Raw genomic sequence first — 15357 nt, 5'->3', positions numbered from 1 at the left:
AAATGATGGCATTATATGAAAGAATTTAGTATCATGATTCAAGGTACTATTTCAAGTTGGACGGAGGATACTATGAGCTTATTAACAGTTGAAAAATTAGGACATACATTTGGTGATCGTACATTATTTAAAGATGTATCTATGCGATTATTAGCAGGTGAGCACGTTGGATTAGTTGGTGCAAACGGTGTTGGTAAATCAACATTCATGAATATCATTACTGGTCAGCTTATTCATGACCAAGGTCGTGTAGAATGGACACCGGGCACACATTACGGCTACTTAGATCAGCATACTGTTTTAACGCCTGGACGTACGATCCGTGACGTACTAGCGGATGCATTTTTACCGTTATTCGAAAAGGAAAAAGCTTTAAATGAAGTTACAGAAAAAATGGGAACTGCTACACCAGAAGAACTAGAAGAACTTCTTGAACAAATGGCAGAAATACAAGATGCACTTGAAGCAGGTGGTTTCTATTTACTAGATATGAAAATTGAAGAGGCTGCACGTGGTCTTGGAATTGATGCTATTGGTTTAGATCGTGATGTTTCAGCACTAAGTGGTGGACAACGTACAAAGGTATTGCTTGCAAAGCTATTACTTGAACAGCCAGAAGTATTATTGCTTGATGAACCTACTAACTATTTAGACGTTGAACATATTCATTGGTTAACAAATTATTTAAAAGAATACCCACATGCATTCTTATTAATTTCTCATGATACGGAATTTATGAACAAATGTGTTGATGTTATTTTCCATCTAGAATTCACAAAAATGACACGCTATACAGCGACATATGAAAAATTCCTAGAACTAGCAGAAATCAATAAAAACCAACATATAAACGCTTATGAAAAGCAGCGCGAGTTTATCAAAAAGCAAGAAGACTTCATTGCAAAAAACAAGGCTCGTTATTCAACGACAGGTCGTGCAAAGAGTCGTCAAAAGCAACTTGATCGCATGGAACTTATTGATCGCCCAGAAACAGCAATTAAACCTGAATTCTCATTTAAAGAAAGTCGCGCAAGTAGTCGCTTCGTCTTTGAAGGTGAAAATGTAGAAATCGGATATACACATCCGCTACTACCAAAGCTATCAATGACGATCGAACGTGGTGAAAAAATTGCTATTGTTGGATGTAACGGTGTTGGTAAATCAACGTTACTAAAAACAATCTTAGGTAAAATTAAGCCTTTAAGCGGTAAAACAAGCCTTGGTGACTTCTTAGAGCCTGCATACTTTGAGCAAGAAGTTAAAGCTGACAATATAACACCAATTGATGATGTATGGAATACATTCCCTGGTTTAGACCAGCATCAAATTCGTGCGATGTTAGCAAAATGCGGATTAAAAAATGAACATATTTCTCGCCCATTAAGTCAATTAAGTGGTGGAGAACAAGCAAAAGTTCGTTTATGTAAGCTAATGGGTGAGGAAAGTAACTGGCTACTATTTGATGAGCCGACAAACCATCTTGATGTTACAGCAAAAGCGGAACTTAAGAAGGCTATGAAAGCATATAAAGGAACAATCCTCCTTGTATGTCACGAACCGGACTTCTATGAAGATTGGATTACAAAAGTTTGGGATGTTGAAGAATGGTCTCAAAATAGTAAATAGTCTTTAAGAAAAAACTCCTTGTGTAGACAAGGAGTTTTTTACTTATTTTTATTAAGAATTTTTTATATTGTAGTATCCTATAAGTCGTAATCGAAATTCTTTTAATTCCGGATACGCCTCTAAATTTGCTAACATACCTCTAATTACTGGAATTCTTGGATTAAGCAATCGTATTTCCGCCTCTAAAACATCTAACGTTACTAACAACTCATCATCCTCTAATTGATCAGCTAAACTACGCTTAAATACAATAATTTCTTTTAAAAAATGCTCTTTAACTTGTTCCTTAATAAGCTCTGATTTACAAAGGAATTCTCCAAGCTTTTCTTCATGTAAAATAGGTTCTTCCGAAGATTCTACCAAGCCATCTACTAAATGATCTACTCTTTTTAAAATAAAAGCAGCGACATACGATAAGTCAATTTCTGGTGCTTGTAAAATAATTAATTCTAAATAACCACGGCATATGCCTTCTACTATAATTACTAAATCCAATAAATATGGCATAACCTTTTCACCATAAATGGACAATAAACTATTCCGATAAAATGCATGAGACTCTAACTTCATCCGCATCATAAATTCTTCTACTTCTTTATTAAACGGAATTGCATTTTCTCTCGCATGCATAATAATAAATTCTTTATGCTTTTGTATATCATTAAACTGACAATGTAATTGTTTTGCAAATTTTTCACGCGGTAATAAAGACTCTTGTTCAATATCCAGCATTTTCTTTTGGATTTTGTCATAATAATATCGAAGTGTCGCTAATAAAAGCTCATCTTTCGATTTAAAATATAAGTAAAAAGCTCCCTTAGATATACCACTAGCTGTCACAATTTCCTGCACTGATGTCGCATTTACACCCTTAGTAGCAAATAACTTCATAGCCGATTCTATAATCAAACGCTCTTTTTCTTTCATATCTTCTCTCCTAAATTTAATCTCGCATCTTATTATAAATGTATTATACCATCTCTTTTTATTGACGATTGACCGAACAGTCAGTTATATTATGTATTAGACTGACCAGTTGGTCAATATAATAAAAAGGGAGCGCAAACATGAACAAAATCATCAATTTCTCGTTAAAAAATAAGTTCGCAGTTTGGCTACTAACCATTATTGTTACTATTGCCGGGATCTACTCTGGACTCAATATGAAGCTGGAAACAATTCCTGATATTACAACACCGATTGTGACAGTAACTACGGTCTATCCTGGTGCTACACCAGAAGAAGTAGCTGATAAAGTTTCAAAGCCGATGGAAGAACAACTACAAAATTTAAGTGGTGTTAACGTTGTGAGCTCATCATCTTTTCAAAACGCATCTTCTATTCAAGTAGAATACGATTTTGATAAAAATATGGAAAAAGCAGAATCAGAAATTAAAGAAGCTCTCACAAATGTAAAGCTCCCAGAAGGTGTTAAAGATCCTAAAGTTTCACGAGTAAACTTCAATGCCTTTCCTGTTATTTCGTTAAGCGTAGCAAGCAAGAATGAATCTTTAGCTACCTTAACTGAAAATGTAGAAAAGAATGTTGTACCAGGATTAAAAGGACTTGATGGTGTTGCATCTGTCCAAATTGCTGGCCAACAAGTAGATGAAGTACAGCTTGTCTTCAAGAAAGATAAAATGAAAGAACTAGGACTAAGTGAAGATACTGTAAAAAATGTGATTAAGGGATCGGATGTATCTTTACCACTTGGCTTATACACATTTAAAGACACGGAAAAATCAGTTGTTGTAGATGGCAATATTACAACGATTAAAGCATTAAAAGAACTTAAAATCCCAGCTATACCTTCCTCACCTAACGGTCAAGGTAGTCAAAATGCTGGCGCTGGTGCACAAACGCCGCAAATGAATCCAGCTGCTATGAACGGGATTCCAACAGTTACATTAGAAGAAATTGCTGACATTAAAGAAGTTGGGAAAGCAGAATCTATTTCTCGAACAAATGGAAAAGAAGCAATTGGAATTCAAATTGTGAAGGCCTCTGATGCAAATACAGTTGATGTTGTAAATGCAGTAAAAGATAAAGTAAAAGATCTTGAGAAAAAATATAAAGATTTAGAGATCATTTCAACATTCGACCAAGGTGCACCTATTGAAAAATCAGTTGAAACAATGCTAAGCAAAGCAATTTTCGGTGCTATCTTTGCGATCGTTATTATTATGCTGTTCCTACGAAATATTCGAACAACGTTAATCTCTGTCGTTTCAATACCACTTTCTTTATTAATTGCTGTTTTAGTCATAAAGCAAATGGATATTACGCTTAACATTATGACACTTGGAGCAATGACCGTTGCTATAGGCCGCGTTGTCGATGACTCGATTGTTGTTATTGAAAATATTTACCGACGTATGTCGTTATCAGAAGAGAAATTGCGCGGAAAAGATTTAATTCGTGAAGCTACGAAAGAAATGTTTATCCCAATTATGTCTTCTACCATCGTAACAATTGCTGTATTTTTACCACTTGGACTAGTAAAAGGTATGATTGGTGAAATGTTCTTACCATTCGCCTTAACTATCGTCTTCGCTTTATTAGCATCATTACTAGTAGCAGTTACAATCGTACCGATGCTAGCTCATTCCTTATTTAAGAAAGAGAGTATGAGGGAAAAAGAAGTACATCATGAAGAAAAACCAAGTAAATTAGCAAATGGGTATAAACGCATACTTGCATGGGCTTTAAATCACAAAATTATTACATCAAGTATCGCTGTCCTTCTATTAGTTGGTAGTCTTGCACTTGTACCAGTTATCGGTGTAAGTTTCTTACCTTCTGAAGAAGAAAAAATGATTATCGCAACATACAACCCTGAACCAGGTCAAACGTTAGAAGACGTTGAAAAAATTGCAACAAAAGCTGAGAAGCACTTCCAAAATAATAAAGACGTCAAAACAATTCAATTCTCATTAGGTGGCGAAAATCCAATGAGTCCTGGTCAATCAAACCAAGCAATGTTCTTCGTGCAATATGATAACGACACGAAAAACTTTGAAAAAGAGAAAGAACAAGTCGTTAAAGATTTACAGAAGATGTCTGGCAAAGGCGAATGGAAAAACCAAGACTTCGGAGCAAGTGGCGGTAGTAACGAAATTAAACTATACGTTTACGGAGATAGCTCAGAAGACATTAAGCCTGTTGTAAAAGATATTCAAAATATCATGAAGAAAAATAAAGACTTAAAAGATATAGATTCTAGTATTGCAAAAACATATGCAGAGTACACTTTAGTCGCAGATCAAGAAAAGCTGAGTAAAATGGGCTTAACGGCTGCTCAAATTGGAATGGGACTTTCTAATCAACATGATCGCCCTGTTCTGACAACAATTAAAAAAGACGGTAAAGATATCAATGTATATGTAGAAGCTGAAAAACAAAATTATGAAACAATCGATGACTTAACAAATCGTAAAATTACAACACCACTTGGTAATGAAGTGGCTGTGAAAGATGTTATGACTGTAAAAGAAGGTGAAACTTCGAATACAGTGAAACACCGCGATGGCCGTGTTTATGCAGAAGTAAGTGGAAAACTAACATCTGATGACGTTTCAAAAGCATCTGCCGCTGTTCAAAAAGAAGTAGATAAAATGGATCTTCCTTCTGGCGTAGATGTTTCTATGGGCGGTGTTACTAAAGATATTCAAGAATCATTTAAGCAACTTGGCTTAGCGATGTTAGCTGCGATTGCCATTGTATACTTCGTTCTTGTCGTTACATTTGGCGGTGCCCTTGCACCATTCGCAATTTTATTCTCGCTACCATTTACAATTATCGGAGCTCTTGTTGCCTTATTAATCTCCGGTGAAACATTAAGTGTGTCTGCAATGATTGGTGCGCTTATGTTAATCGGTATCGTTGTAACAAACGCAATCGTGCTTATCGACCGCGTTATTCATAAAGAAAATGAAGGACTATCAACACGTGAAGCTTTATTAGAAGCTGGTGCAACACGCCTTCGTCCAATTTTAATGACTGCAATTGCAACAATCGGTGCTCTTATCCCGCTTGCATTAGGATTTGAAGGTAGTGGCTTAATTTCTAAAGGACTTGGTGTAACGGTAATTGGTGGATTAACAAGTTCAACGTTATTAACACTTCTTATTGTTCCAATCGTTTATGAAGTATTAAGCAAATTTAAAAAGAAAAAAACAAAATAACAAAAAATAACCTCGCTAACTGCGAGGTTATTTTTTATATCCAAACAAGATTAGGAAATCGCCATAGCCTTCTTTCTCTAATTCCTCTTTTGGAATAAATCGAAGAGCTGCGGAATTAATACAGTAACGAAGGCCATTTGGTCCTGGACCGTCTGGAAATACGTGCCCAAGATGTGAGTCTCCTTCTTTACTTCTCACTTCTGTACGTGTCATATTATGACTCACATCCATCTTTTCTTTCACACTTGCTGACATAACTGGTTTTGTAAAACTAGGCCATCCACATCCACTATCAAATTTGTCTAGAGAAGTAAATAGCGGCTCACCTGAAACGATGTCTACATAAAGGCCTTCCTCTTTATGGTTCCAATACTCATTTCGAAATGGTGGTTCTGTACCATTTTCCTGCGTTACATAAAACTGCATCTCATTGAGTTTTTCTTTTAAATGGGCATTATCCTTTGGCCAATGTTGCTTAATAAAAGCATCTCGTCCTGAGCCTTTACGATATAACTCATAGCGGAATGTGTTTTTCTTATGATATCCTTGGTGATATTCTTCAGCTGGATAAAATGTAGCTGCTGGTAGTATTTTTGTCGCAATTGGTTTTGAAAAGCGCCCACTCTGCTCAAGTTCTTCTTTTGAGGCTTCTGCTTTTTTATGTTGTTCTTCATTATGATAAAAAATCACTGTTTCATAAGACTGTCCGCGGTCGTGGAATTGTCCTCCAATATCGGTCGGATCAATTTGTCTCCAATATATATTTAACAATTCCTCATACGACATTTTATTTGCATCAAATGTAATTTGTACCGCTTCATAATGTCCTGTTGTTTCTGAGCACACTTCTTTATACGTTGGGTCCTCTTTATGACCGCCTGTATAACCTGAAATAACCTGTATAATGCCCTCCATCTCTTCAAATGGAGAAACCATACACCAGAAACACCCTCCAGCAAATGTAGCTAACTCTACCTTTTCATTTACAGCCATTACTTCACCCCTATTCTATATTCTCCTTACAGTATGGCATAAGAAACATAATGTTATAAAAGAAAAAGCATCGAACATCGATGCTTTTTCTTACTTCACTTTATTTTTTCCAACATCCTTCTCCATTTCATCACTTGTCACGTCTAAAACATCTAGTAAGAAAATGAAGATTGGAATACCGATAATCAGTCCCCATACACCTAAGAAGTGCTCTGAGAAAATTAATACCATAAAAGTATAGAAAATCGGTAAATTTGTTTTTTGCGACATAAACTTCGGATTTAATACGTAACTTTCAAGCGCATGAATCACTGTTACGATAATCAAAATATAAACAACGTACATAATACCGCCAATATTGTAAGCAATCATACAAAGTGGGAATAACGAAATGATAACCCCCGCTACTGGAATTAATCCAAGCAAGAAAATCATTAATGCTAAACCTAATAATTGCGGGAATCCTAATATCCATAATGCGATAACTGAAAGAACACAGTTAACAACAGCAATTAAAAATTGTGCTTCGATTACCTTTCCAAATGAACGTGCAAATTTCTTTCCGAAGTACTCAATTTCAGTATAGAAAATTGCAAGCCTGCTTTCTTTAAACTTTGCAGTAAAACCAACAATACGAGATTTTTCTAATAAGAAAAACAAACTCAAAATTAAAGAAAGTAAAACCTGAAGGCCAAATTTACCAACATTCGTAATCGATTTATACAAAATGTCTACGCCTTGTCCTACATATTTAGAAAGCTCCATATGATTGACAGCATTAACTGCATACTTAATTAGTTCACTATCTGGTGGGTTTCTTAAAAATACATTGAATTGGTAAATCAGTTGTGAAATTTGTATCGTCAATACTGGTAAATATTTAAATAGCGTAATAGCAATTCCACCAATTAACATTACATATAGAAATGCTATAATAATTTTTCGATTAATAGGCATGAAATGATCTAATTTGCGGGAAATAAACTTTTGGAATCGATCCATTAAATACGTGAGAATAAACGTAATTAATATTAAATTCAACATACTTTGCAGCCCGTATAACACGAGAGCAAGTATTACTAATACGAGTAACCTCTGAAATCCTTTACTTTGAAACAGGTTTTTTATTTGCATAATCGACGAATACTCTCTCCTGTCCTATAAACTAAAACGTTAATAAGTAGATTTCTCTCTCTTTTCTACTTTTAATTATTCATTCATATTAAGATTTTTATAAACTCATTATATGCCTACCTTAACAGGTATATAGTAGCTTACTTCTTATTTTACAATACAATGACCTAATTCAAAACGTATTCTACATAGTATTAATGAAGATTTAAGGAAACTTACATTTTTTTAAATAGGTCTTACCACTACTGTAACATAAAAAGCAAGCTATCAGTAGAAATCTGTCCTACAAATAGCTTGCTTTTCTTGTTTTTTAAGTAAGTTTTACTATCCAATGAATGGTATGAACATTGGGATGACAACTACTGTTACAACCCCAACTACTGTTACAGCAATACTTGCCATCGCTGCCTCTACCTCACCCATTTCAATTCCTACCGCAACTCCTAATGCATGACCCGCTGTTCCAAGTGCTAAACCTTTTGCAATCGGATGTTTCACTCTAAATGTTTTTAAGAATAATGCTCCTAATGCGTATACGATAACTGCGTTGAAAATAACTGCAAACGATGTAATTGCTGGAATACCACCAATACTTTCTGAAATTGGTAACGCAATTGCTGTTGTTGCTGCTTGTGGTAGCATTGAATTCATTACTGCTGTATCTAAACCGATTGCTTTTGCAACAATGAACACGACAATTACTGAGCAAATAGATCCAACCACGATAGCTGATAAAATTTGCCACCAATATTTTTTCAACTTATCAACTTGTTTATAGAGTGGGATAGCAAATGCAATTGTTGCTGGCTCTAAAAAGAAACTAATCATTTTTCCGCCAGTATTATATTCTTCAAAAGTAAAGTTACCTACCTTTAGAAAGACAATCCCTAATACCATCGCTACGAATAATGGTGTAAATAGGAAGAACCCTTTTGAATGCTTGAATAATAATGTTCCGATTCCGTATGCGATTAATGAAACGACGATTCCGAAATATGGAGTCATTGTGCTTGTCATATTCATTACCTCCTAACAATATATAAATGCAATGGTTACGCAACCTTTCCGTGCTTGCGTCCTTTATTTACTACTTTCAATTCTTTTGTATCTTCTGTTTCTTTTTCATCTTTTCCTAAAATAAATTGTGCAAATAACCCTGTTACAGCAAGTAAAATAACTGTTGCTACAACAATTACAGTTAAAATTTGTACAAAGTATTGCCCCATTACACCAAGAGAATTAATAACTGAAATACCTGATGGGACGAATAAGAATCCAATAATACCTGTTAAAGCTGTTCCGAGTGATTCAACTTGCTCCAATTTAATAACTTTTAAACATAATAGACTAAATAAAATAACTAACCCGATTACCGATGAAGGCATTGGAATTGGTAAATGTGTTGCAATAATATTAGAAATTAACATAATAGCTGAGAATATGAATGCTTGTGATAAGAAACTATATACTTTTTTCGTACTCATTTTGGCCACCTCTTTCGATTTGGTACCTTTATTGTATAGGATACAAACGTATAAGTAAGCGTTTACATAACAGAACGTCAAATATACAGAATCAGTTACAAATATAAAAGGATGAAATACAAAAGCTGCTTCTTAAATACGAAGCAGCTTCTTGAGTTCTTTTGCATATGTACGGCTAACAGGTACTTTCGATCCTTCTTTCATGATTAAATTATAAGTAGAATTAAACCATGGCTGAATTTCAGTAATATGATTAATATTCGCAATAAAGCTACGGTGTACGCGCATGAAGCTTGCTTGTGGTAACTTCTTCTCTAAAATTACAAGTGTATCATGTGTTACATACGTTTCCCTCGTTGTTTTTACTGTTACTTTCCCATCTACAAGCCCTACATATATAATATCTTCAATATTCACAAGTACGATTGATTCTTCAATTGGTAATGCTAATTTATGCATCTCTGCTGTTACATCTGTCCCCTTTATTTCGTGCTTCGTTTCTATTTGCGCTTGTTTTTGTTTTTTATACTTCTTTAATGTCTGCACAATACGCTCTTCATCAAATGGTTTTAAAATGTAGTCTAACGCATCTACTTCAAATGCTTGCAGCGCATATTGATCATAGGCAGTAGCAAATACAATTGCAGGTGGATTTTTCATCTTCTTTAATATATTCGCGATTTCAAATCCGTTATCATCGGATAATTGAATATCTAAAAACACAATATCTGGTCTACTTTGCATTAGTTCTTCTAATGCGTCTTCCACACAATCAGCCTCACCAATTATCTCAACTTCTTTCGTTCTCTCTAATAAATACTTTAGTTCATCACGTGCTAACATTTCATCGTCAACTACTAATACTTTTAACACCCGGCTCTTCCTCCCCTACTTTTTTTGGAATAATAAAGGTAATCTCCGTCCCTTTATTTAATTCACTTTCAATATGAAGCATCGTTTCTTTCCCAAATAACCCAATAAGACGTTCATTAATATTATATAAAGCTGTTCCAGTCCCTTTCTTTGACGAAACTACCATCTTTCCTAATTGTTCTAAACGTTCTTCCTCAATTCCCTGTCCATTATCTTTTACTTCAAAGTGAACCATACCCTCTTTTTCAAAAACATGCACTTCCACTTCGCATACTGGTTGCTTCTTCGGAAAAGCATGTCGCAATGCATTTTCAACCAATAGTTGAAGAACAAATGGTGGTACTAAAGTTGTCTTTAGCTCATCTTCAATATACATCTTTACCTCATACTTATTTGGGAACCTTGCTTGTTCTAGTGATAAGTATGCCTGTACATGGTTTAATTCTTGTTCTAGTGGAATCAATAACTGACGTGCCCCTTGCAAATTACAACGGAAATATACGCTAAGCTGTAATAATAACTTCCTTGCTTTTTCTACATCTGTTCGACATAAAGCTGATACTGTATTAATCGCATTAAATAAAAAGTGTGGGTTAATTTGCGCTTGTAATGCTTTTATCTCCGCATCTTGAAGTAATTTACTTTGCAACTCAGCTTCTCCTAACTCTAACTGCGTGGAGAATATTTTTGCTAACCCTTCTGCTAATTCCTCTTCCACACGACTTAACTGGTTAGGATTTTTGAAATAGAGTTTTAATGTCCCTATCGTATTTCCATGCGAAGTTAGTGGAATTACAATCGCCGCTTGCAAAGGGCAGCCTTCATGTTGACAATTAATAACCTCACGTGATTTCGCTTTCATTATTTTCCCTGTGTTTAACACTTCTTTCGACAAACCGGTTATTAAACTATGTGAAGGAATATGGTGATCTGATGCTAATCCAACATGAGCTAATATTTTCTCTGTATCTGTTAAGGATACCGCATCTGTTCCTGTAAAACGGTGAATAATTTGTGCCACATGCTTACATGATTCTTCTGTTAAGCCTTGGCGGAAATACGGTAACGTTTTATCTGCAATACGTAATACTTTATGGGTCTGAAGTGCCTTTGCATTCTCCTCCTGACGCAAAATAGCTTGTATCATAGAAAGTAAAATAAAACTTCCAAAACTATTTACAAGAATCATTGGTATCGCTATTGTTTTCACAACGCTAATTCCATCCTCTATAATTAATAAAATCATTAGCATTTCTAAAGATACGATAAAAACACTTAAAACTGCTGAAAACTTAGGAGTAATTGTACGATTATATTTTTTGAAAATATATCCAATATAACCAGTTATAATCCCCGCTAAAATAGAAGAGATTGCGCAGCTTAGCGCTGTCGTACCACCAAGCATATAACGATGAATACCAGCAATAAATCCTACTCCAACCCCTACGATAGGGCCACCAAGTAAGCCGCTAATACCGACACCCATAATACGCGTATTCGCAATTGTACTTGACGAAGAAACACCTTGTAACCAGTTTTCATTCATAATCGTATTTCCTGCTATTTCAATCCCAGTGTAATTGCTTACAATTGTAAATACCGAAAAAATACAAATAAGCTTCAGCTTATCTACATAGCCATCCTGTTTATGAAGGAGGCGTCTGAAAGTTTTAATATGAGAGAGTAAAAATCCTAAAATAACTATAAGTCCGACTCGTTCAATCATCATGAGTACTAAATTTAGCATCTTTGATTCATTCCTTTTTATTTAGTTAGTTTTATTATGGGAAAATAATGAAGTCGGCGTCAAGAAGAACGAAATATTTTTTGAAATATTTTACACATAATAACTTCCTCTTTATTTGACAATACAATAGAAGAGTGCTAAAAATAAAGTAATATAATACAGTCCTTTAACCCAACCCCGTGAGGTTGAGAAGGAAGTCGGAATATAATATACGTATGTTCTTTTTGGGGGATACGTATGCTTTTTTGGCCTTCTCATCATATCAGGTGAGAAGGCCTTTTGTTATTCTTCCATAGCGACTGTAGAAAATAAGGAGGAGTAATAATGAACGTCACTACTGATGTACAACAAACAACAGAGGAGACGAAAGCGAAAAGATATAAAACATTATTTGGTTCTGCGCTAGGATATGCAGCAGAAGGTTTAGATATGTTGCTATTATCTTTCGTACTTGTCTATATTTTAAAAGAGTTTCACTTAAGTCCTGTTGAAGGTGGAAACTTAACATTAGCTACCACAATAGGGATGTTAATTGGTTCTTATTTATTTGGATTTATTGCTGATTTATTTGGCCGTATTCGTACAATGGCCTTCACAATCTTACTGTTTTCACTAGCAACCGCACTCATTTATTTCGCAACAGACTACTGGCAATTATTAATTCTGCGCTTTTTAGTTGGAATGGGAGTTGGTGGTGAATTCGGAATCGGAATGGCCATCGTAACAGAAACCTGGTCTAAAGAAATGCGAGCTAAAGCGACATCTGTTGTTGCACTTGGATGGCAATTTGGTGTACTGATTGCTTCACTCCTTCCAGCATTTATTGTCCCACACTTTGGATGGAGAGCCGTTTTCTTATTTGGATTAATTCCAGCTTTACTAGCTGTCTATGTCCGTAAAAGTTTAAGTGAACCGAAAATATGGGAGCAAAAACAACGCTACAAAAAGGAACTGTTGCAAAAAGAAGCTACAGGTAAATTAACAACTACTGAAGCAGAACAACTAAAACATATGAAAAAATTCCCACTTCGAAAGTTATTTGCCAATAAAAAAGTAACAATTACAACAATTGGTCTTATTATTATGTCGTTTATCCAAAACTTCGGATATTACGGAATCTTCACATGGATGCCCACTATTTTAGCAAATAAATATAACTATACATTAGCAAAAGCAAGTGGCTGGATGTTCATTTCTACCATCGGTATGCTAATTGGAATTGCAATCTTTGGTATTCTAGCTGATAAAATTGGTCGCCGTAAAACTTTTGCAATCTATTATATTGGCGGTACAGTATACTGTCTCATTTACTTCTTCTTATTCACAGATTCAACATTATTATTATGGGGAAGTGCATTGCTTGGATTCTTTGCAAATGGAATGATGGGAGGATTTGGGGCAATTTTAGCTGAAAACTATCCTGCTGAAGCTCGCTCTACCGCTGAAAACTTTATTTTCGGTACAGGACGTGGGTTAGCTGGATTTGGGCCTGTTATTATTGGCTTACTCGCTACAGGTGGCAACCTACTTGGAGCATTGTCCTTGATTTTTATCATCTACCCAATCGGGTTAATTACAATGCTACTATGTGTACCAGAAACAAAGGGAAAAGTATTAGATTAAACGTAAAAGAGGAAGCATCTCATTTAAGATGCTTCCTCTTTTACGTTTTTATTTATTTTGATTTACTAGCCTTCTGAAATAAGAATGCAGTTTTATCTTCTTCTTTTACAATACCTTGTTTTAATGCTAATTCTCCCGCAACTTTAGGCGCTAACCATAGCATTGGGAATAACAAAATTGATACCGGAACTGCCGTCACCACGATAAACGATTGTAGCGCATTAATACTTCCTTCACCCATATATAAAAGAATTGCTGCAACTGCGCCCATAATAAGCGACCAAAAAATTCGCAAACTAATTCTAGGATCTCCGTCTCCAGTCACTGCCATTGAAATGGAATACGCCATTGAATCCCCTGTTGTCACTACAAATAAAATTGTTAATAAAAGAAATGCTGGTCCAATAATATTAGAAAGTGGCAATTGTCCTGTAATTGCAATCATAGCTGCCGGCATACCAGATTCACTTAATGCGTCCGAGATAGACCCAGGATTCATCAACTCATAAAACACGCCTGATCCACCTAATATAGTAAACCAAAACGTTGTAATAATAGGTGCGATAATTCCAATTGCAACGATGATTTCTCGAATCGTTCTCCCTCTTGAAATTCGACTCACTAAAATTGCCATCATTGGTCCGTATCCAATAAACCATCCCCAGAAAAAGATTGTCCAAGATCCTAACCAACTTGCATCACCACGATATGTGCTCATCGGTATAAATTCATTTACATAAAATCCAAACGAAGAAACAAACGAATCAATAATAAATCCACCTGGCCCAAATAGTAATATGAATGCCATTAATACAATTGCTAATCTAACATTTAAATTACTTATAATTTGAATCCCTTTATCAATACCTGTTACTGCCGATATGGTAGACACGGCCACCACACAAACAATAATTGCTAATTGAGTAGTAAACACATCAGAAATTCCAAATAATTCTTGTAATCCATAACTTGCTTGTAAACCTAAAAATCCAATTGGGCCAATTGTACCTGCAGCTACTGCAATAATTGCAGCTGCATCAATTATCGTTCCAAGCAGGCTCTTTCTTAATTTTTCCCCAAAAATAGGATATAAAAGCGTTCGAGGTTTTAGCGGCATATCTTTATGATAATGTCCATACATCATAACTACCGCACTAATTGTACCTAAAATCGTCCATGCTAAAAATCCCCAATGCATATAACTTTGTGCTAAAGCAGGCCTGACTGCTTCTTTCGTTCCGGCAGATATACCATCATGTATTGGTGGCACCGTCATCAAATGATACATTGGCTCTGCTGCTGCCCAAAAAACGCCACCTCCGGCAAGTAATGTAGACATAATAATAGCAAGCCATTTTGCCGTACTAATCTCAGGTTTTTCTAATCCTCCAAGCTTAACTCTCCCATATTTGGAGAACGCCATACACATCGCAACAATAAATGTACCTAATAATAAAATTTGCCAGAAGGCACCGAAATATTTAATTGAAAAAGCGAAACTTTTATTAATCGCACTCTCTACATAATCCTTGTTCAAAAAAACTGCAATTACAAATAATAAAAGTGAACCACCACTAATAATAAATACAGGCCAATCAGTTTTTCGACTCTTCATCCTCATTTACACTTCCTCCTTCCTCAGCAATCTAAAAAAACAACTTTATTATGTTTTATTGTTTAAAACCAAAACACA

General features: G+C 35.2%; 11 protein-coding genes. 3 read left to right on the top strand and 8 right to left on the bottom strand.

Annotated features, from left to right (window positions below; translation table 11 throughout):
- Window positions 1–72: 72 nt before the first annotated feature.
- Complete coding sequence (locus QO049_RS00320; protein WP_000055410.1) at window positions 73–1626, top strand: ABC-F family ATP-binding cassette domain-containing protein; 1554 nt, start codon at window positions 73–75, stop codon at window positions 1624–1626.
- A gap of 51 nt (window positions 1627–1677) precedes the next feature.
- Here QO049_RS00320 and QO049_RS00315 read toward each other — a convergent pair whose 3' ends face one another.
- On the bottom strand, window positions 1678–2553 hold the full coding sequence (locus tag QO049_RS00315; protein WP_000659645.1) for a TetR/AcrR family transcriptional regulator: 876 nt from the start codon (window positions 2551–2553) through the stop codon (window positions 1678–1680).
- Window positions 2554–2693: 140 nt separating this feature from the next.
- On the opposite strand from QO049_RS00315, the gene QO049_RS00310 reads away from it, so the two are divergent.
- On the top strand, window positions 2694–5810 hold the full coding sequence (locus tag QO049_RS00310; protein WP_284489081.1) for an efflux RND transporter permease subunit: 3117 nt from the start codon (window positions 2694–2696) through the stop codon (window positions 5808–5810).
- Between the two features lie 27 nt (window positions 5811–5837).
- Here the strand turns inward: QO049_RS00310 and msrB are convergent, their stop codons facing one another.
- The 6 genes from msrB to lytS all read right to left on the bottom strand — a co-directional run bounded on the left by msrB (window position 5838) and on the right by lytS (window position 12041).
- A complete protein-coding gene (msrB, locus tag QO049_RS00305) occupies window positions 5838–6803 on the bottom strand; it encodes a peptide-methionine (R)-S-oxide reductase MsrB (protein WP_084063827.1) in 966 nt (321 codons plus the stop codon).
- Window positions 6804–6893: 90 nt separating this feature from the next.
- Window positions 6894–7937 carry an AI-2E family transporter gene (locus QO049_RS00300; RefSeq protein ID WP_001166008.1) on the bottom strand — a complete coding sequence of 348 codons (1044 nt, stop codon included), beginning with the start codon at window positions 7935–7937 and terminating at the stop codon, window positions 6894–6896.
- A 324-nt stretch (window positions 7938–8261) separates the two neighbouring features.
- Window positions 8262–8954 carry an antiholin-like protein LrgB gene (gene lrgB, locus QO049_RS00295; RefSeq protein ID WP_246961697.1) on the bottom strand — a complete coding sequence of 231 codons (693 nt, stop codon included), beginning with the start codon at window positions 8952–8954 and terminating at the stop codon, window positions 8262–8264.
- A gap of 35 nt (window positions 8955–8989) precedes the next feature.
- The gene (lrgA, locus tag QO049_RS00290; RefSeq protein ID WP_000104901.1) at window positions 8990–9421 is read right to left on the bottom strand and encodes an antiholin-like murein hydrolase modulator LrgA; all 432 of its coding nucleotides are present in this window, start codon (window positions 9419–9421) and stop codon (window positions 8990–8992) included.
- A 132-nt stretch (window positions 9422–9553) separates the two neighbouring features.
- Window positions 9554–10294, bottom strand: coding sequence for a LytR/AlgR family response regulator transcription factor (locus tag QO049_RS00285; protein WP_000921841.1), 741 nt, complete (start codon window positions 10292–10294; stop codon window positions 9554–9556).
- Window positions 10272–12041 carry a two-component system sensor histidine kinase LytS gene (lytS, locus tag QO049_RS00280; protein ID WP_000933590.1) on the bottom strand — a complete coding sequence of 590 codons (1770 nt, stop codon included), beginning with the start codon at window positions 12039–12041 and terminating at the stop codon, window positions 10272–10274. Before lytS ends, QO049_RS00285 begins: the two co-directional genes overlap by 23 nt.
- A 324-nt stretch (window positions 12042–12365) precedes the next feature.
- Here lytS and QO049_RS00275 point away from each other — a divergent pair, with 324 nt between their 5' ends.
- A complete protein-coding gene (locus QO049_RS00275; protein WP_246961699.1) occupies window positions 12366–13664 on the top strand; it encodes an MFS transporter in 1299 nt (432 codons plus the stop codon).
- Window positions 13665–13716: 52 nt separating this feature from the next.
- On the opposite strand, the gene QO049_RS00270 is transcribed toward QO049_RS00275, so the two are convergent.
- Window positions 13717–15285 (bottom strand): BCCT family transporter, encoded by a 1569-nt coding sequence (locus tag QO049_RS00270; protein WP_246961701.1) that lies wholly within the window; start codon window positions 15283–15285, stop codon window positions 13717–13719.
- Between the last annotated feature and the right edge of the window lie 72 nt (window positions 15286–15357).

The organism is Bacillus sp. RB3 (genome assembly GCF_030164735.1).
Taxonomy (GTDB): domain Bacteria; phylum Bacillota; class Bacilli; order Bacillales; family Bacillaceae_G; genus Bacillus_A; species Bacillus_A cereus.
This window is presented reverse-complemented; position numbering and strand designations above follow the sequence as displayed.